Origin of the sequence: Pseudomonas sp. MF4836, from assembly GCF_002018875.1 — a bacterium.
In the GTDB taxonomy this organism is placed as follows: Bacteria; Pseudomonadota; Gammaproteobacteria; order Pseudomonadales; family Pseudomonadaceae; genus Aquipseudomonas.
Genome location: NZ_MVOL01000010.1, coordinates 276,570 through 294,031 on the forward strand (window position 1 = coordinate 276,570; position 17,462 = coordinate 294,031).

Below are 17,462 nucleotides of genomic sequence, written 5' to 3' on the forward strand. Positions count from 1 at the left end.
AGCCCGGGGCAGGGCCTGCGGCAGCGACAGCCGGGGTCAGTTCAGGCCCAGTTTGCCGCGCAGGGTCGACAGGTCCTCAGCCAGGGTGTTGACCGGGCCGACCAGCGCCTTGCGATCGTTTTCCTTGACCTTGTCATAGGTCTGGAAGCCACCGTCGGCGGTTTTGTACTTGGCCAGGATCTTGTTCACCGTGGCGAAGTTCTTGTCGACCTTGGCCACGAAGGCCTTGTCCTGCTTCTCTATCTGCGGACGGAACAGGTCGACGATTTTCTTCGCGCCGTCGATGTTGCCCTGGAAGTCATACAGGTCGGTGTGGCTGTAGCGGTCTTCTTCACCCGAGATCTTGGTCGCGGCCACTTCTTCAAGCAGGGCGGCGGCGCCACCCACGACTTTTTCCGGAGGGAAGGTCAGGCCGGCGACGCGGGTCTGCAGGTCCTTGACGTCCTTGTTCAGGCCGTCGGCCAGCTCATCCAGGCCCTGGGTGCTGTTTTCCGAGAACAGTGAGTACTCCAGGCGGTGGAAGCCGGTGAAGTCCTCGGCCTTGACGCCTTTCTCGTGGTCGTCGACCCGGGAGTCGATGGACGCATCGAGGTCACTGAACAACTCGGCAATCGGCTCGATCGACTCGTAGTACACGCGGGTCGGGGCATAGAGTTTCTTGGCGGTGGCCAGGTCGCCTTTTTTCACCGCGTCGGTGAATTGCTGGGTGTGGCTGGCGAGCTCGTCGAGCTGCTCGGTGACGTAGATCTTGTAGTCGGAAATCGGCCCCACCAGTTCCAGCGGCGACGTGGCGGCAAAAGCCGAAAGCGGAACATGGAGCAAGCCAAGGGTCAGCAACACAGCAAGAGGCGACTTTTTCATGGGACGTTTCCGTGGGGGGTGGGTTGTTTCAAGCAGAGGTTTTGGGTTGGGTGGCGTTGAGCAATGTGCGACCGATAAAGTCCTGGTCGCCGGTCACACCCGGCAGGGTGAAGAAATAACCGCCGCCGACCGGCTTGAGGTATTCCTCCAGGGGCTCGCCGTTGAGCCGGGTCTGGACCGCAATGAAGCCTTGCTCCAGGTCAGCCTGGTAGCAGATGAACAGCAGCCCCATATCCAGCTGACCGTTCTTGTTGACGCCGTTGGAGTAGTTGAACGGGCGGCGCAGGATCAGGTTCTTTTCGGTTTGCGCGGTGCGCGGATTGGCCAGGCGAATGTGTGCATCGAGCTTGGTCAACTTGCCGTGGGGGTCCTGCTGGTAGTCGGGGACCTGGGTTTCGTGCTGGCCGCCCATGGGCGCGCCGGTGGTCTTGATCCGGCCGATGATGCTTTCCTGCTCCTGCAGCGGCGTGCGGTCCCAGCGCTCGACAAAGTTGCGGATGATGCGCACCGCCTGATAGCTGCCGTGGGCGGCCCAGGCCGGCTCGTCGCTGCCCGGCTGGACCCACACCAGCCGCGTCATGGCGCTCTGGTCGTTGGAGTCGGGGTTGGCCGAACCGTCGCGAAAGCCCAGAAAATTGCGGGCGCTCTGCGCCGGTTCGCCGGCACGGACCGGGGCCTGGGGTGGCACGCTGCCTTCCTGTTTCCAACGCACCAGCAACAGGTCCGGCAGGTTTTTCACGATGTCGCGCAGGGCGTGAATGTTGGTGTCGGTGGTGTTGGAGCAGAACTGCAGGCTCAAGTCGCCATGGCAGCAGTCGGCTTCCAGGGCGTCGTTGGGAAAGCCGACCATGCGGATCAGGCGCTTGGGCTTGGCGTCGCCCAGGCCGAAGCGCTCATCGAACAGCGACTCGCCGACCGAGACGGTGATGGTCAGGTTGTCCGGGGTCACCACCGGGCCCAGGATGCCGGAGTCGGGCGGTGGCAGTTTCGGGTCGATCTCGGCCACCGGGCCGCCACGCATCAGGAAGCTGATGCGTTCGTTGAGAGTACGGAACAGGCGCTCCAGGTCTTCGCGGTCGCTGGCCAGGACGTCGAACGACACCAGCATGCCGGCTGCCGGGCGCGGGGTGACGATGCCGCTCTGGTGCTGACCGTGGAAGTCGTGGCGGTCCTGGGTCTTGTCGCTGCTCGGCGCCTCGGTGACCTGAGCCGGTGTGCTGGCGGCCATCGCCGGGCAGCTCAGGGCCGAGCCGGCCAGGGCGACGCCGGCGGCGCCCATGCCCAGCAGCACGCGGCGACGCTGAGCGGAAAATGACGGTTGCTGCTGATCTGAATCGTTCATTTCACAAAGTCTTCTGCTTACAGGCCGGACAGGCCAAGGGCGGGATCGATGGCATCCAGTGCGTCGGCCAGTTGCTTGGCCTGGTCGGCAATCTGCTGGCGCTGAGTGGCATTGACGCTGTCGTAGGTGCGGTAGCCGTCGCCTGCGCGCAAGGCGGCGAACTGGGCCTCCAGGCCGCTGATGGCGGTGTCGATTGGCGGCAACAGCTCGGCGGCGGCCTTGCTCAACAAGGGCCGCAATAGGTCGATGACCTTGCGCGTGGTTTGCAGGTTGCTGGCAAAGCCATTGAGGTCGCTGTGGCTGTAGCGTTCCTCTTCACCGCTGACCGCGCGCACTTCAGCCAGGCTGCGCACGTTGCGGGCGACCACGCTGACCAGTTGCTCAGGTGGCAATGACTGGGCCAGCACTTGCTGCTTGAGGCTGCTGACATCGTCGAGCAGGCGCTGGGCCACGGGTGCCATGCCGCTCAGGTCGCGTTGCTGGAACAGGGCGTATTCGAGGCGGTGGAAGCCCTGGAATTGCGGGTCCTGCTCGCGCTTTTCAAAGTAGTCGGCGCGGGCATTGATCGCGTTGTCCAACTCGGCCAGGCGTTGCGCGGCCGGGGCCAGGCGCTGGTAGGCCGCACGGGCCGGCAGGTACAAGGCCTGGGCCTGTTGCAGGTCGCCTGCGGCCACGGCTTGCTGCAGGGCGGCGACCGCCTTGATCAGGGCACTGCTCTGGCTGCTGAGGTAGACCCGGAACTCCGACAGCGGGCCGATAAAGGCCACCATCGACGGGCGCGCCTTGGCATTGGCGTCGGACTCCGCCGTCGGCGTCACGTGCAGGGTGCCGCGCGGGTTGCTCAGCAGGCCGCAGGTGATGGCGTAGTCGCCGGGCAGCAGGTTGGCGTTGATCACCTGGCTCAGGCCCGGGGCGATGTTCTCGCGCTCTTCGACCACCAGCACGCCGTCGAGGATTTCCCATTCCACGGCACGTTCGGAGCGGTTGACGATCCGGAAGCTCGCTCGCCCGGCCGGCACGCTCAGGGCGTTGGGCTCGCAGCTGTGGGGGTGGATGGTGACAGTGATTTCACCCTGGTTCTGGTTGCTCTGGCGCTTGCTGGCCGCGAGCTGCGAGGCGTAGTAGAACAACCCGCCGGCGGCGATCATCACGATTACCGAACCGGCTACCGCCCAACGCAGAGCGCGGGGGGGCGAGGCCTGTGGGGATGCTTGCTGGGTCATGGAGAGCCTTACTGACTGGAAACGGAAGACGAGGAACTGGCCGGTTTGGCGGGCGGGGCGCTGGGTAGGAAGAACAGCACCAGGGTCACCACCAGGTACAGCAGGTAGGCGCCCAGGGTGCTGATGGTCGGCGCATCCTGGTAGCCGAACATGCCGGCCAGGACCGAGCCCAGCGGGCCGTCCATCGGCAGGCTGGCGCTGAAGTCGAAGAGCACGGTTTGCAGGTGGTTCCAGACGCCTGCTTCATGCAGGGCCTGCACCGAGTTGGCGAGGATCCCGGCGGCGACCACCAGGATAAACAGCCCGGTCCAGCGGAAGAACGCGCCGAGGTTCAGGCGCATGCTGCCGGTGTAGATCAGGAAGCCGACGATGATCGCCAGGATCAGGCCGAGCAGGGCGCCTATGGGGGCGGCAGGGCCTTCGCTCTGCTGGAACACTGCGAGCAGGAAGAACACAGTCTCCAGGCCTTCGCGGGCCACGGCGAAAAACACCATGGCGATCAGCGCGGTGACCTGGTGCTTGGAGCCCGCCAGAGCGTGGTCCAGGGACACATGCAGCGAATGCTTGATGGAGCGCGCCACCTTGCGCATCCAGAACACCATGGAACTGAGGATGCCTACCGCCACCAGCCCGACCACGCCTTCGAACAGTTCCTGCTGCTTTTGCGGGAATTCCGCGCTCATCAACTCCAGGCCGCCGCCGACCAGCAAGGCCAGGGCCGCGGCGAGGAAGACGCCGATCCACACTGCGGGCATCCACTGGCCACGGCCGGTCTGCTTCAGGTAGCTGGCGATGATGCCAACGATAAGCGCGGCTTCAATGCCTTCGCGCAGCATGATCAAAAAGGGAACGAGCATTCAGCACCGGCGGGGAAGGAGTCAGGGGTTCAATTTGTAACATAATGATACTCATTGCTGAATGACTATTATTGCCATCTCCTGAACATGGGCTGAACGGGACTCGTTTACAAACAGCCAGGCCCCGCCTATGACGGCGTGGCGTTGAATCTGAATGAAATTGCCGTTCGTCGCCCACAACGCGCCCGGGTTCCGGGCGCGGCAGGCGAGGCGTGGATTGATCGCGGGGGAGGATGCAGAAGGCCGGTTTAGAGCGCCAGGAATGGTCTAGCCGAGGTTCTGCTCGGTCAGCCGTTGCACCGCCAGTCGGCGGTAGTGGGACGGGGTCATGCCCTTGAGCTGCTGGAAACGCCGATTGAAGTTGGAGATGTTGTTGAAGCCGGATTCGAAACACACATCGGTCACCGGCTTGTCGCCGTCGGCCAGCAACTCGCAGGATTTGCTGATCCGCAGGCGATTGACGAACTCGACGAAGCAACGCCCGGTGGCCTGCTTGAACACCCGGGAGAAATAGGTGGGTTTCATGCCCAGGTAGTCGGCGACTTCTTCCAGCGGCAGTTCCCGGGCGTAGTGAGTAAAGATGTAGTCCACCGCGCGGTTGGTGCGATCCACATTGTGTTCGTCGGCCAGTTGCACGTTGGTTGCGCCGGACAGCAACTGAAAGTCGTCACTGGCCGCCAGCAGCTCCAGCAGAATGAAAAAGTGCCCCAGGCGCGTGACGCCGCTGGAGTCGGCGATGCGCTGCATCAGGTTCATGGCTTGGGCAATGGTGCGCTTGCAGCGGAACTCGATGCCGTATTGCGCGCGCTCCAGCAGCGGTGCGAGGTTTTTCAGCTCGGCGAAAACCTGGTAGCCGCTTTCGAACAACTCGTCGGTGAAGTTCACCAGCATGTCGCGCTTGGGCACCACTTCATCCTCGGCCACCTGGCTGATCCAGTTATGGGGCAGGTTGGGACCGGTGAGGAACAGGGATTCGGGGTAGAAGTTGCCGATGTAGTCGCCGATGAACACCTTGCCCGAGCTGGCGACGATCAGGTGCAGCTCGTATTCCTTGTGAAAGTGCCAGCGCACCAGGGGGCAGGGAAAACCGTGCTGGCGATAGATGACCGACAGGCCGTTGTGGTCGTCCATCAACTCGTAGGAAGGGTCGGTGATTTTCGCGGATCGGCTCATGGCGCAGGGCTTTTCTTGTTGTTGGCTCGACGGATAATGCCCTCTGCCATCTCCTGGCACCAGTGCCTGCGGCAGCGGCTACTGAGTCGGGATGCGATTTTTGGCTTCGATCCACTGGGCCATGTACTGGGTACTTTTATGGTGATGGTGGCGCAGCATGGCGCCGGTAAAGTTGTCGCGGCGCAGTTGGGCCAGGTTGGCCCGGCATTCGGCCAGGCGCTGGATCAGGGCCGGGCCGTGCACTGGCTGGCGGTAGCGGGCGGCGAGCAGTTGCTGGCCCCGTTGCTGGGCCTGGTGCCAGGCTGCCGGGTCTTGGTACAGGCTGACTGCCGCCGCTGCCAGGGCCGTGGCCGATTGCGCGATGGCTCCCGGCCAGGGTTCGTCGGCGTGCATGGCTTCGGCGCCGACCGGGGTGGTAATGCTCGGCGTACCGCAGAGCATCGCATCCACCAGCTTGCCCTTGATCCCGGCCCCGAACCGCAGGGGCGCCAGGCAGATGCGCGCGGCACTCATCACCTGCAACGCGTCCTCGGCCCAGTTCATGATGTGAAAGCCTTGCCCCGGGTTATGCAGCGCCGCCGCCTTGGGCGGGGTGTAGGCGCCATATAGATGCAGCTGGGCGCCGGGCAATTGCTGGCGGATCAGCGGCCACAGGCTGTTCTTCATCCACAGCACCGCATCCCAGTTCGGCGCGTGGCGAAAGTTGCCGATGCTGAGAAAGTGCGCGCGCTCCTCATAAGGCACAAAACGCTCCGGCATCTGCTCCAGCATCAGCGGGCACCAGTGCAGCAGGGCCGGCGGCAACTTGAAGTGCTCGACCAGCAACTGGATCTCAAACTCGGAAATCATCAGGTTCAGGTCGCAGCGATAGATCGCGGCAATCTCGCGCTTGGCCAGGTCGGTCTCGGCCATATTCTCGAATTCTTCCCGCAGCGCCGGGGCGAACAGGGCGCTGAAATCGTCGCTGTCAGTGCTGTCTTTCAGGCGCTGTTTGAGCCGGTCGTGGCGCGCGTGGCGCAGGCTCTGCAGGTCGGAGGTCTCCAGTACGCGCAAGGCGTTCGGGCAATGCTGCTCAACGCGCCAGCCGAACTGCTCCTCCATCATGAACTGATCGAACAGCACGATATCCGGCGCCAGCTCGGCGACAAAACGGTCGAAGCTGCTATTGTTGAGCTCGATCGGGCATTCGCGAATGCCCAGGGCCGCCAGGTTTTCCTTGTGTTCACCTTCATTGGCCGGGCTGCTGAAGGTGATGTCCCAGCCCTGTTCGAGGAAGGTCTGGAGGATCTGCATCATGTGTCCGCCCGCAGCGGAGGAACGGGGCTCAGGCCAGACGTAACCAATGATCAGGACTTTGGTTGCGGCGGTCGGACTCATGAGCGGGTATTCCTGGCAGGCGTGGGGGGAAATCGGGGCGCAATTAAACCACAGCTGGGCGTCAGCGCCGCGATCAACGCAGCGCCGTCAGCTTGGCTCGGGCGGGAAGGGCAGGGTCAGCCCGGGTCGGCAGGCGCAGGCATCAGGCGAGGATGGAACGCACCTTGTCACGCAATTGGTCGATGGAGAACGGCTTGCCGATAACCGACATGCCGGGCGGCACTTCGATGTTTTCGGCATAACCGCTGGCAAACAGAATCGGCAGGCTCGGGCGCAGTTCCCGGGCGCGTGCGGCCAATTGCTTGCCGTCCATGCCGGGCAGGCCGACGTCGGTCATCAGCAGGTCGATGGTCAGGCTGGTGTCTTCGAGCAGTACCAGAGCGGCCTCGCTGCCGTCGGCTTCCAGTACCTTGAACTCAAGCTCTTCGAGCACGTCGACGATCAGCATGCGCACGATGGTGTCGTCTTCGACTACAAGGATGGTGGAAGCGATGCTGGACATAAAAGGACACTCTCGGAAAATTGAAATCGGTAGGCCGGGGCCGGAAAATCGCGGCCTCTTGCATCAGTAAGTCGCGACTGATCACAAGTTCCCGAAGCTGTACAAAAAACCTTTGCTGTACAACCGGCGCCCAGAATAACTGCTCTTGCGCCGGCAGGGCAGTGCGCAACGAAAAATTGCCGGGCAAAACTCGCAGAAAAATAGCTCCAGGGGCCCTTTGTGGGGCAAACTCCGTGTTTTTTTACACTTCACCAAGGCCAAATCATGATCCGTCCGTCTTCGGTTGATGAACAGAGTTTTCGCAAACTCCTGAGTCGCAACATCTCCCTGCCATTGGGCGTCGGGGTGTTGAGCGCGGTTTTTTTCGTGTCCCTGATTACCTACCTGTTGTCGGTGATCCAGTGGGTCGAGCACACCGACCGGGTGATCAATAACGTCAACGAGGCCTCGAAGCTGACCGTTGACCTGGAAACCGGCATGCGCGGGTTCCTGATCACCGGTGACGAGCGTTTCCTCGACCCCTACGAGGTGGCCAAGCCGCGGATCATCAATGAGCTGCAAAGCCTGCAGCAACTGGTGGCGGACAACCCGCAGCAAGTCGACCGCTTCCGCCGCCTGGAAGCCTTGCAGGTCGAGTGGAACAAGTACGCCCAGGGCATGATCGACCTGCAGCGTCAGAGCGGTGACTATCGCGGCGCGGTGAAGGCCGGACGGGGCAAGCGCCTGACCGATGAAATCCGCAGGGAATACGACGAAGCCGTGGCCATGGAGCAGCAGCTGCGGGTGGCGCGCAATGAAGATGTCCGGCGCACCACCATTCTCAGCGTGACCCTGTACCTGGTGTTTGTCCTGGGCCTGAGCGGGTTGCTGGCCTACATCGGCCGGCGTGACTTGATGGCCCTGTCGAAAAGCTACAGCGACAACCTCGAGTCCCAGCAAAGAAGCGCCCGGCGCCTGGAGCAGCAAGCCTGGCTGCGCAATGGCCAGACCGAACTGGCCGAGCAGGTCCTGGGGCAACTGACCCTGAACCTGCTGGGGCGCAATATCCTGCAGTTCTGCGCGCAATACCTGGGCTCGCCGGTGGCGGCTCTTTATGTGCGTGAAGAGCACGGCGGCCTGAAACGGGTGGCGAGCTACGGCTTTTCCCGGGAGCAGGAACAGCAGGAGCAGTCGATCTACAGCGGCGAGGGCATCGTTGGCCAGGCCGCCCAGGAAAACCGCCTGATCCGCCTGGACGAAGTGCCGGTGGACTACTTCAAAGTCAGCTCCGGCCTCGGCGACGGCGCGCCACGCAGCGTGCTGGTGGTGCCGACCAGCAACGACGAGCGGGTCAACGGTGTGATCGAGCTGGGCTTCTTGCGGGCCTTGACCGATCGCGATATCGAATTGCTCGAGTTGATCGCCGACAACATCGGCACCTCCATCGAGGCTGCGCGCTATCGCCAGCGCCTGCAGGAAGTCCTGGCCGAAACCCAGCAGCTCAACGAAGAGCTGCAGGTGCAGCAGGAAGAGTTGAAAACCGCCAACGAGGAACTGGAAGAGCAGTCGCGGATCCTCAAGGAGTCCCAGGTCCACCTGGAAACCCAGCAAGTGGAGCTGGAGCAGACCAACGAGCAGTTGGCCGAACAGGCGCAGACCCTGGCCGAGCAGCGCGATGCCATGGACCGCAAGAACAACGAGCTGAACCAGGTGCAGATCCAGCTCGAAGAGCGTGCCGAGGAGTTGCAGCGCTCCAGCAAGTACAAGTCCGAATTCCTCGCCAACATGTCCCACGAGCTGCGCACGCCGCTCAACAGTTCGCTGATCCTGGCCAAGCTGCTGGCGGAGAACCCCCAGGAAAACCTCAGCGCCGAGCAGGTCAAGTTCGCCGAGTCGATCTATTCGGCCGGTAACGACTTGCTGAACCTGATCAACGACATCCTGGATATTTCCAAGGTCGAAGCCGGCAAATTGGAGATGCGCCCGGAACACGTCAGCGTGCCGCGCCTGGTCGAAGGCCTGCGCGGCATGTTCCAGCCGCTGACCCTGGACAAGGGCCTGGCGTTCGAGGTCGAGGTGCAGCCCGGTACGCCGCAGATGCTGTTCACCGACCGCCAGCGCGTCGAGCAGATTCTCAAGAACCTGCTGTCGAACGCGGTGAAATTCACCGAAAAAGGCCAGGTCAGCCTCACGGTCTCGCGCCAGCCGGGTGTCGGGATTGCCTTTACCGTGCGTGATTCCGGGATCGGCATCGCCCAGGATCAGCAGCAGAGCATTTTCGAAGCCTTCCGCCAGGCCGACGGCACCACTAACCGGCGTTACGGCGGCACCGGCCTGGGCCTGTCGATTTCCCGCGATCTGGCGGCCTTGCTCGGCGGCTCGATCACGGTCAGCAGCGAGCCAGGGCAGGGCAGTATCTTCACCCTGGAATTGCCTGAGCAGTACATCGAGCAGGCCGAAGGCAGCCCATTGCCCGAGACACCGACTGCGCTGGTCAGCACCACGCCGTTCACGCCACGGCCGGCCCCGGCGCCGCTGCCGGAGGTGGTTGAAGTGCCGATCGCGCGTTTTGCCGATGACCGCGACAAGGCTCCTTTCGCTACGCGCTGCATCCTGGTGGTGGAAGACGAGCCCAATTTTGCGCACATCCTCTATGACCTGGCCCATGAGCTGGGCTATCACTGCCTGGTGGCCCACGGCGCCGATGAAGGCTACAGCCTGGCGGCGCAGTTCATCCCCGACGCGATCCTGCTTGACATGCGCCTGCCAGACCATTCCGGGCTGACGGTGCTGCAGCGCCTCAAGGAGCACGCCGAGACCCGGCACATCCCGGTGCACGTGATTTCGGTGGAAGATCGAGTCGAGGCCGCCATGCACATGGGCGCCGTCGGCTATGCAGTCAAGCCCACCACCCGTGAAGAGCTCAAGGACGTGTTCGCGCGCCTGGAAGCCAAGCTGACGCAGAAGGTCAAGCGCGTGCTGCTGGTGGAGGACGACGACCTGCAACGCGACAGCATCGCCCGCCTGATCGGTGACGACGACATCGAAATCACCGCCGTCGGCCTGGCCCAGGAAGCCCTGGACCTGCTGCGCCAGAACATCTACGACTGCATGATCATCGACCTGAAACTGCCGGACATGCTGGGCAACGATCTGCTCAAGCGCATGTCCACCGAAGACATCTGCTCGTTCCCGCCGGTGATCGTCTACACCGGTCGCAACCTGACCCGGGACGAAGAGGCCGAACTGCGCAAGTACTCGCGCTCGATCATCATCAAGGGCGCCCGCTCGCCGGAGCGCCTGCTGGATGAAGTGACGCTTTTTCTGCACAAAGTCGAATCCCAGCTGTCCCATGAACGACAGAAGATGCTCAAGACCGCCCGCAGCCGCGATCGGGTCTTCGAGGGGCGCAAGATCCTGCTGGTGGACGATGACGTGCGCAACATCTTCGCCCTCACCAGTGCCCTGGAGCAGAAAGGCGCGGTCGTGGTGATTGGCCGTAACGGCCATGAAGCGATCGCTAAATTGAATGAAGTCGAGGACATCGACCTGGTGCTGATGGACGTGATGATGCCGGAGATGGATGGCTATGAAGCCACGATCGAGATCCGCAAAGACCCGCGCTGGCGCAAGCTGCCGATCATCGCAGTGACCGCCAAGGCCATGAAGGACGACCAGGAACGTTGCCTGCAGGCCGGTTCCAACGACTACCTGGCCAAGCCGATCGACCTGGATCGCTTGTTCTCGCTCATTCGAGTCTGGTTACCCAAGATGGAAAGAATCTAGTGGAGCGCAATACCGAAATCGAACTGCGTTTGTTGATCGAAGCTATTTATCTCAAATACAGCTACGACTTTCGCGACTACTCCGGCGCTTCGATCAAGCGCCGGGTCAACCATGCCCTGCGCCAGTTCGAATGCAAGACCATATCGGCCCTGCAGGAACGGGTGCTGCACGACCCGACGGCGTTCATGCAACTGCTGCAGTTCCTGACGATTCCGGTCAGCGAGATGTTCCGCGACCCGTCGCATTTTCTGGCGATCCGCCAGGAAGTGGTGCCGCTGCTCAAGACCTACCCCTCGATCAAGATCTGGATCGCCGGCTGCAGCACCGGTGAAGAGGTGTATTCCATGGCCATCCTGCTGCGCGAGGAAGGCTTGCTGGAACGCACCATCATCTACGCCACGGACATCAACCCCAGCTCGCTGGAAAAGGCCAAGCAGGGGATTTTCTCCCTGGAGAATATCCGCGCCTACACCCACAACTATCAGCAGGCCGGTGGCCAGCGCTCGTTTGCCGATTACTACACGGCGGCCTACGACTACGCGATTTTCGACAAGACCCTGCGCGAGAACGTGACCTTTGCCGACCACAGCCTGGCCACGGACAGCGTGTTCTCCGAAACGCAATTGATTTCTTGCCGTAACGTATTGATTTACTTCAATAAAAAGTTGCAGGATCGGGCGTTTGGGTTGTTTCATGAGTCCCTGTGCCATCGTGGCTTCCTGGTCCTGGGCAGCAAGGAAACCCTCGATTTCTCCGCCTACGGCAAGCATTTCGAACCCCTGGTCAAACAAGAACGGATCTACCGCAAGTTATGAGCCACGGTGTTATCGAACCTGAAACCCTGCCTCGGGTCGAGGCTGTAGTCGTCGGCGCCTCGGCGGGCGGCGTCGAGGCGTTGTTGAGCATCTTTGGCGAGCTGCCACGGGGCTTTGAGCTGCCGATCATTGTCGTGCTGCACCTGCCGGACGAGCGCCGCAGCCAGTTGGCCGAGGTCTTTGCCAAGCGCGTCGCGCTGCCGGTCAAGGAGGCCGAGGACAAGGAGTCGGTGACCCCCGGCACCCTGTACTTTGCCGCGCCCGGTTATCACCTGTCGGTGGAGCAGGATCGCAGCCTGTCCCTGAGCCTGGAGGCGCGCCTGCATTACTCGCGCCCGGCCATCGATTATCTGTTCGAGTCCGCGGCCGATGCCTATGGGCCCAGGCTTGCGGCAGTGCTCCTGACCGGGGCCAATCAGGATGGCGCCCGGGGCCTGGCCCAGGTCAAGCGGCGCGGTGGCCTGACCGTGGTCCAGGACCCGCAGGAAGCCCAGGTCGCGACCATGCCGGACGCGGCGCTGGCCCTGCACCAACCGGACTATATTCTCCCTTTGCGCGGCATCAGCCGTCTGCTAGTCGAGCTGGAACGAATCGCATGTTAAGTACCATTCAAGCCAAGCTGCTGATCGTCGACGATCTGCCGGAGAACCTGCTGGCCCTCGAAGCGCTGATCAAGCGCGAAGACCGCACCGTGTACAAGGCGCTGTCGGCTGACGAAGCGCTGTCGCTGCTGCTGCAGCATGAGTTCGCCATGGCCATCCTCGACGTGCAGATGCCCGGGATGAACGGATTTGAATTGGCCGAATTGATGCGCGGCACCGAAAAGACCAAGAACATCCCTATCGTGTTTGTCAGCGCCGCCGGGCGCGAGCTCAATTACGCCTTCAAGGGCTATGAGAGCGGGGCCGTGGACTTTCTGCACAAGCCGCTGGATATCCATGCGGTGAAGAGCAAGGTCAATGTGTTCGTCGACCTGTATCGCCAGAGCAAGGCCATGAAGCAGCAGGTCGAGGCCCTGGAACAGAGCCGGCGCGAGCAGGAAGTGCTGCTCAAGAAGTTGCAGGCGACCCAGAACGAACTGGAGCAGGCGGTGCGCATGCGCGATGACTTCATGTCGATCGTGGCCCATGAAGTGCGCACGCCCCTCAACGGCCTGATTCTCGAAACCCAGCTGCGCAAGATGCACCTGGCCCGGGACAACGCCGCCGCGTTCACCCTGGACAAGATGCACGCCATGGTCGACCGCGATGAGCGCCAGATCAAAAGCCTGATTCGCCTGATCGAAGACATGCTCGACATCTCGCGCATCCGCACCGGCAAGCTGTCGATCCGCCCCAGCCGCTTTGATCTGTGCCAATTGGTCCGGGGCCTGCTGGAAAACTTCGCGCCCCAGGTCCATGCCGCCGAGTCGTCGGTGAGCCTGTGCGCCGAGGACAGCGTTGAAGGCGAGTGGGATGAGTTCCGCATCGAGCAAGTCATCTCCAACCTGCTGACCAATGCCTTGCGCTACGGGGCCAAGAGCCCGATCGAAGTGCGGGTCTACCGCCAGGACGGCGAGGCGCGGGTGGAGGTGCGTGATCACGGGATTGGCATCAGCGAAGACAACCAGAAGCGGATTTTCCAGCAGTTCGAGCGGGTTTCCGGCAGCCCGGTGGCCGCCGGCCTGGGCCTGGGATTGTTCATTTCAGAGCAGATCGTCGCCGCTCACGGCGGCTCCATCACCGTCCAGAGCCAGATCGGCGAAGGCGCGCTGTTTCGCGTGAGCCTGCCGCTTGGGGAAAACCACTAAACTCGACGCAACCTCTGCGTGACCCAGTGGTCGTATCAGCAGCAATTGACCGAACAAAGGCGCCCCATGAGTGAAGATGCACAAGACGTCGTATTGATCGTCGAAGATGAACCGGTGATTTTGATGTTGCTCGCTGACTACCTGTCCGGCCTGGGTTACCGGGTCCTGCAGGCAGAAAACGGCGAACAGGCGTTCGAGATCCTTGCCAGCAAACCGCACCTGGACGTGATGATCACGGATTACCGTCTGCCTGGCGGGATTACCGGTGTGATGATTGCCGAGCCGGCAGTCAAGCTGCGCCCGGACCTGAAGGTGATTTTTATCAGCGGCTATCCGACCGAGATTCTTGAATCCGGCAGCCCGATCGCCAAGACCGCGCCGATCCTGGCCAAGCCGTTCGACCTCAACAGCTTGCAGGAACAGATCCAGGAACTGCTCGCCTGAGCGCCGGCCTGATGCCTTTGGGCATCAGGCCTTGATCATTTCCCGGACCTTGGCGGTCAGCAGGTCGAAAGTGAAGGGTTTGGTGATCATCTGCATCCCCGGGTCGAGGAAGCCGCCACGCACCGCCGCGTGTTCGGCATAACCGGTGATGAACAGAACCTTGAGCTCCGGGCGGATCTGCCGCCCGATCTCCGCCAGTTGCCGGCCGTTCATGCCGGGCAGGCCCACGTCACTGATCAGCAGATCGATGCGTTGGCCCGAGTCGAGAATCGGCATCGCCCCGACGGCATCGCCGGCTTCGACAAAGTTGTAACCCAACTCGCTCAATACCGCGCTGACCAGCACCCGGACCGCCGTGTCGTCTTCGACAATCAGCACCGTCTCGCCGTTCTGCGCATAGGGCAATAGTTGTGGTGCCAGGTGTTCGTCCTGTTGCACGTCGCCACTGAAACGCGGCAGGAACAGGCTGACTTCGGTGCCCCGGCCCAGGGCGCTGGTGATGCTGACATGGCCGTGGGACTGCTTGCTGAAGCCGTAGATCATCGACAGGCCCAGGCCAGTGCCCTGGCCGATCGGCTTGGTGGTGAAAAATGGATCGAACACCCGGTTGATGATGCTTTCCGGCATGCCGCAGCCGTTGTCGCTGACGCGCAGGACCACGTAGTCGCCGGGTTCCAGGTTGTCATGGGCCTGGGTGAAGTCGTGGTCCAGATGCTGGTTGAACGTCTCGACCAAGAGCCGCCCGCCATTGGGCATGGCATCGCGGGCGTTGAGCACCAGGTTGAGCAGGGCGCTTTCCAGTTGATTGGGATCGGCTTCGGCGACCCACAGCGTGGGGTTGAGCTGCATCTCCAACTGCGTGCTTTCACTCAGGCTGCGGTGCAGCAGCTCACCCATGGATGTCACCAGGGTGTTCATCTCCACCGGTTTGGAGTCCAGGGACTGGCGCCGCGAAAAGGCCAGCAGCCGGTGAGTCAGGCCCGCGGCGCGGTTGGCGGAGGTCACGCCGAGGTCGATCAGGCTGTCCAGGTCTTCGGTGCGACCCCGGGCCAGGCGCCGTCGCAGCAGCTCCAGGCTGCCGATGATGCCGGTCAGCATGTTGTTGAAGTCATGGGCAATGCCCCCGGTCAGTTGCCCGACCGCTTCCATTTTCTGGGATTGCCGCAGGGCCTCTTCGTTGTGCCGCAGCTGCGCGGTGCGCTCCTCGACCTGCTGCTCCAGGGTTTCCAGGGTGCTTTGCAGGCGCAGTTCGCTCTGGCTGAGGTCGATCAACCGATCCCGCGCTTCATACTGGCGCCGCCGTCCGCGCAGGGCGGTGCTGACCAGGCTGATCAGGGTGGCCGGGTGAAATGGGCGTTCGAGAAAGGTCACATTACCCAGGTTGCCCAGGCCCGAGGACGGGTTCTGCTCCGGCCCGCCATGGTGAGTCAGCAGCACAATCGGCAGATCGGACCACGCAGGTTGCTGCTCTAAGTGCTGCAGCAAGGGTTCGATATCGGCCCCGCGCAGGGCTTCGGAGGAAATAATCAGCAGCCCGGCGCCGTGCTCCAGTTCCTCGCACAGCGCCGCCAGATGGGGGGTGATCACCCCCTGAAAGCCCGCTTCCTTGAGCATCAGTTGCGCCAGTTGGCTATCACGCCCCAGTGGCGTGAGCACCAGGGCGCGTTCGGAGAGCGGTTCGATAACGGTCACGGCTGCTCATCCTCGAGCAGCGGATTGCTCTCGCCGAGGTAGGTGGGCACGCCGCGCAACACGCCCTGGAATGCGGCCAGGGGCTCGCCGATGGTCATGCCCTGGCTGCCGATACGGTATTCGCGGATGGTCGATTCATGGCTGCCGGTACGCTTCTTGATAATGGAAATGGCCCGGCGCACCTTGCCCAGGGCCTCGAAGTAACGCAGCAGGATCACCGTGTCGGCCAGGTAGGTGATGTCCACCGGCGCCTGCATGTCGCCGACCAGGCCGTGCTGGGCCACGGTCATGAAGGTCGCGGCGCCCTGGCGGTTGAGGTACAGCAGCAGCTCGTGCATGTGCAGCACCAGGGCGTTCTCTTCAGGCATGGCGGCCTGGTAGCCGTTGATACTGTCGATGACCACGGTCTTGATATTGCCTTTGTCGACGCAGCGCCGGACCCGGTGCGACAGTTCGCCCGGTGACAATTCGGCGGCGTCGACCTGCTCGATCATCAGGTTGCCGGTGGCTTGCAGGGCCTCGAGATCGATGCCCATGTTTTTCATGCGTTCAAACAGCAGGCCCAGTTCTTCGTCGAAGATAAACAGCGCGGCTTTTTCGCCACGGGCCACAGCAGCGGCGGCGAAGACCATGGAGATCAGGGATTTGCCGGTACCGGCCGGGCCGAGGATCAGGGTGCTGGAGCCAGTCTCGATACCGCCGCCGAGCAGGGCGTCCATTTCCCGGATGCCGCTGGTCAACTGTTGACGCACGTAACGCCCACGGTGCTCGGCGGCCACCAGCCGTGGGAACACGTGGACGCCATCGCCCATGATGGTGAAGTCATGGAAACCGCCGCGGTATTTCTGCCCGCGGTACTTCACCACGCGGATCCGTCGCCGTTCGGCGCCATAGTTGGGGGTCAGCTCTTCCAGCCGCACCACGCCGTGGGCGACGCTGTGGACGGTCTTGTCCAGGGATTCGGTGGTCAGGTCGTCCAGCAGCAGGACGGTGGCGTCGTAACGTACGAAGTAATGCTTGATGGCCAGGATCTGGCGGCGATAACGCAATGAGCTTTGCGCCAGCAGGCGGATCTCCGACAGGCTGTCGAGCACCACCCGGGTTGGCTTGACCCGCTCGACCACTTCGAAAATCTGCTTGGTGGCTTCGCCCAGCTCAAGGTCCGAGGAGTACAGCAGGCTTTGCTGGTGCTCGGCGTTGAGCAGGCTTTCCGGCGGGGTGAGTTCGAAGATATGGATGTTTTCGTCCAGCTCCCAACCGTGGGACAGCGCACCCTGGCGCAGTTCACGTTCGGTTTCCGAGAGAGTGATGTACAGCGAACGTTCGCCGGCGCGGGCGCCAGCCAATAGAAAATGCAAGGCCACGGTGGTCTTGCCGGTGCCAGGCTCGCCTTCGAGCAGAAACACATGCCCGCGGGATAAGCCGCCGGAAAGAATATCGTCCAGACCTTCGATGCCGGTGGCGGCTTTGGCGCTGATCAACTCGGTGGATATCGTCAAGAAATGCCCTCGCGTGGCGACTGATCGTAATAGGCAGTGGCGCGCGAACGCCCTTCAAAGCACTGCCTCAATACTTGACCGTCGCCGATGATGGCGGTTCAACATTTATTGTTCTGTAGGGGC

At 62.5% G+C, this 17,462-nt stretch carries 14 protein-coding genes; 5 read left to right on the forward strand and 9 right to left on the reverse strand.

Annotation, left to right across the window (positions count from 1 at the left end):
- Positions 1-36: 36 nt before the first annotated feature.
- The 7 genes from efeO (MF4836_RS23370) to MF4836_RS23400 all read right to left on the reverse strand — a co-directional run bounded on the left by efeO (MF4836_RS23370) (position 37) and on the right by MF4836_RS23400 (position 7,335).
- Positions 37-861, reverse strand: coding sequence for an iron uptake system protein EfeO (efeO, locus tag MF4836_RS23370; protein ID WP_078472269.1), 825 nt, complete (start codon positions 859-861; stop codon positions 37-39).
- A gap of 28 nt (positions 862-889) precedes the next feature.
- On the reverse strand, positions 890-2,203 hold the full coding sequence (gene efeB, locus MF4836_RS23375) for an iron uptake transporter deferrochelatase/peroxidase subunit (RefSeq protein ID WP_078472270.1): 1,314 nt from the start codon (positions 2,201-2,203) through the stop codon (positions 890-892).
- Positions 2,204-2,220: 17 nt separating this feature from the next.
- Positions 2,221-3,426: an iron uptake system protein EfeO gene (gene efeO, locus MF4836_RS23380; RefSeq protein ID WP_078472271.1), complete on the reverse strand. Its 1,206-nt coding sequence runs from the start codon at positions 3,424-3,426 to the stop codon at positions 2,221-2,223.
- An 8-nt stretch (positions 3,427-3,434) separates the two neighbouring features.
- A complete protein-coding gene (gene efeU / locus MF4836_RS23385) occupies positions 3,435-4,283 on the reverse strand; it encodes an iron uptake transporter permease EfeU (RefSeq protein ID WP_078472272.1) in 849 nt (282 codons plus the stop codon).
- Between the two features lie 267 nt (positions 4,284-4,550).
- Entirely contained in the window at positions 4,551-5,456 is a 906-nt protein-coding gene (locus MF4836_RS23390) for an AraC family transcriptional regulator (protein ID WP_078472273.1), read from the reverse strand.
- A gap of 78 nt (positions 5,457-5,534) precedes the next feature.
- Positions 5,535-6,833, reverse strand: a complete 1,299-nt coding sequence (locus MF4836_RS23395; protein WP_078472274.1) for a glycosyltransferase — start codon at positions 6,831-6,833, stop codon at positions 5,535-5,537.
- Between the two features lie 142 nt (positions 6,834-6,975).
- Positions 6,976-7,335 carry a response regulator gene (locus tag MF4836_RS23400; protein ID WP_078472275.1) on the reverse strand — a complete coding sequence of 120 codons (360 nt, stop codon included), beginning with the start codon at positions 7,333-7,335 and terminating at the stop codon, positions 6,976-6,978.
- Positions 7,336-7,599: 264 nt separating this feature from the next.
- Between MF4836_RS23400 and MF4836_RS23405 the strand changes: the two genes are divergently transcribed.
- The 5 genes from MF4836_RS23405 to MF4836_RS23425 all read left to right on the forward strand — a co-directional run bounded on the left by MF4836_RS23405 (position 7,600) and on the right by MF4836_RS23425 (position 14,148).
- A complete protein-coding gene (locus MF4836_RS23405) occupies positions 7,600-11,100 on the forward strand; it encodes a response regulator (protein WP_078472276.1) in 3,501 nt (1,166 codons plus the stop codon).
- The gene (locus MF4836_RS23410) at positions 11,100-11,915 is read left to right on the forward strand and encodes a CheR family methyltransferase (RefSeq protein WP_020298001.1); all 816 of its coding nucleotides are present in this window, start codon (positions 11,100-11,102) and stop codon (positions 11,913-11,915) included. Before MF4836_RS23405 ends, MF4836_RS23410 begins: the two co-directional genes overlap by 1 nt.
- Entirely contained in the window at positions 11,912-12,517 is a 606-nt protein-coding gene (locus tag MF4836_RS23415) for a chemotaxis protein CheB (protein ID WP_078472277.1), read from the forward strand. The genes MF4836_RS23410 and MF4836_RS23415 overlap by 4 nt, the downstream gene beginning before the upstream one ends.
- A complete protein-coding gene (locus tag MF4836_RS23420) occupies positions 12,511-13,704 on the forward strand; it encodes a hybrid sensor histidine kinase/response regulator (RefSeq protein ID WP_078472278.1) in 1,194 nt (397 codons plus the stop codon). The genes MF4836_RS23415 and MF4836_RS23420 overlap by 7 nt, the downstream gene beginning before the upstream one ends.
- A 66-nt stretch (positions 13,705-13,770) precedes the next feature.
- Positions 13,771-14,148, forward strand: a complete 378-nt coding sequence (locus MF4836_RS23425) for a response regulator (protein WP_020297998.1) — start codon at positions 13,771-13,773, stop codon at positions 14,146-14,148.
- Positions 14,149-14,172: 24 nt separating this feature from the next.
- Here the strand turns inward: MF4836_RS23425 and MF4836_RS23430 are convergent, their stop codons facing one another.
- Positions 14,173-15,840 carry an ATP-binding protein gene (locus MF4836_RS23430; RefSeq protein ID WP_078472279.1) on the reverse strand — a complete coding sequence of 556 codons (1,668 nt, stop codon included), beginning with the start codon at positions 15,838-15,840 and terminating at the stop codon, positions 14,173-14,175.
- Positions 15,837-17,339, reverse strand: a complete 1,503-nt coding sequence (locus MF4836_RS23435) for an ATPase domain-containing protein (RefSeq protein WP_078472280.1) — start codon at positions 17,337-17,339, stop codon at positions 15,837-15,839. Before MF4836_RS23435 ends, MF4836_RS23430 begins: the two co-directional genes overlap by 4 nt.
- Between the last annotated feature and the right edge of the window lie 123 nt (positions 17,340-17,462).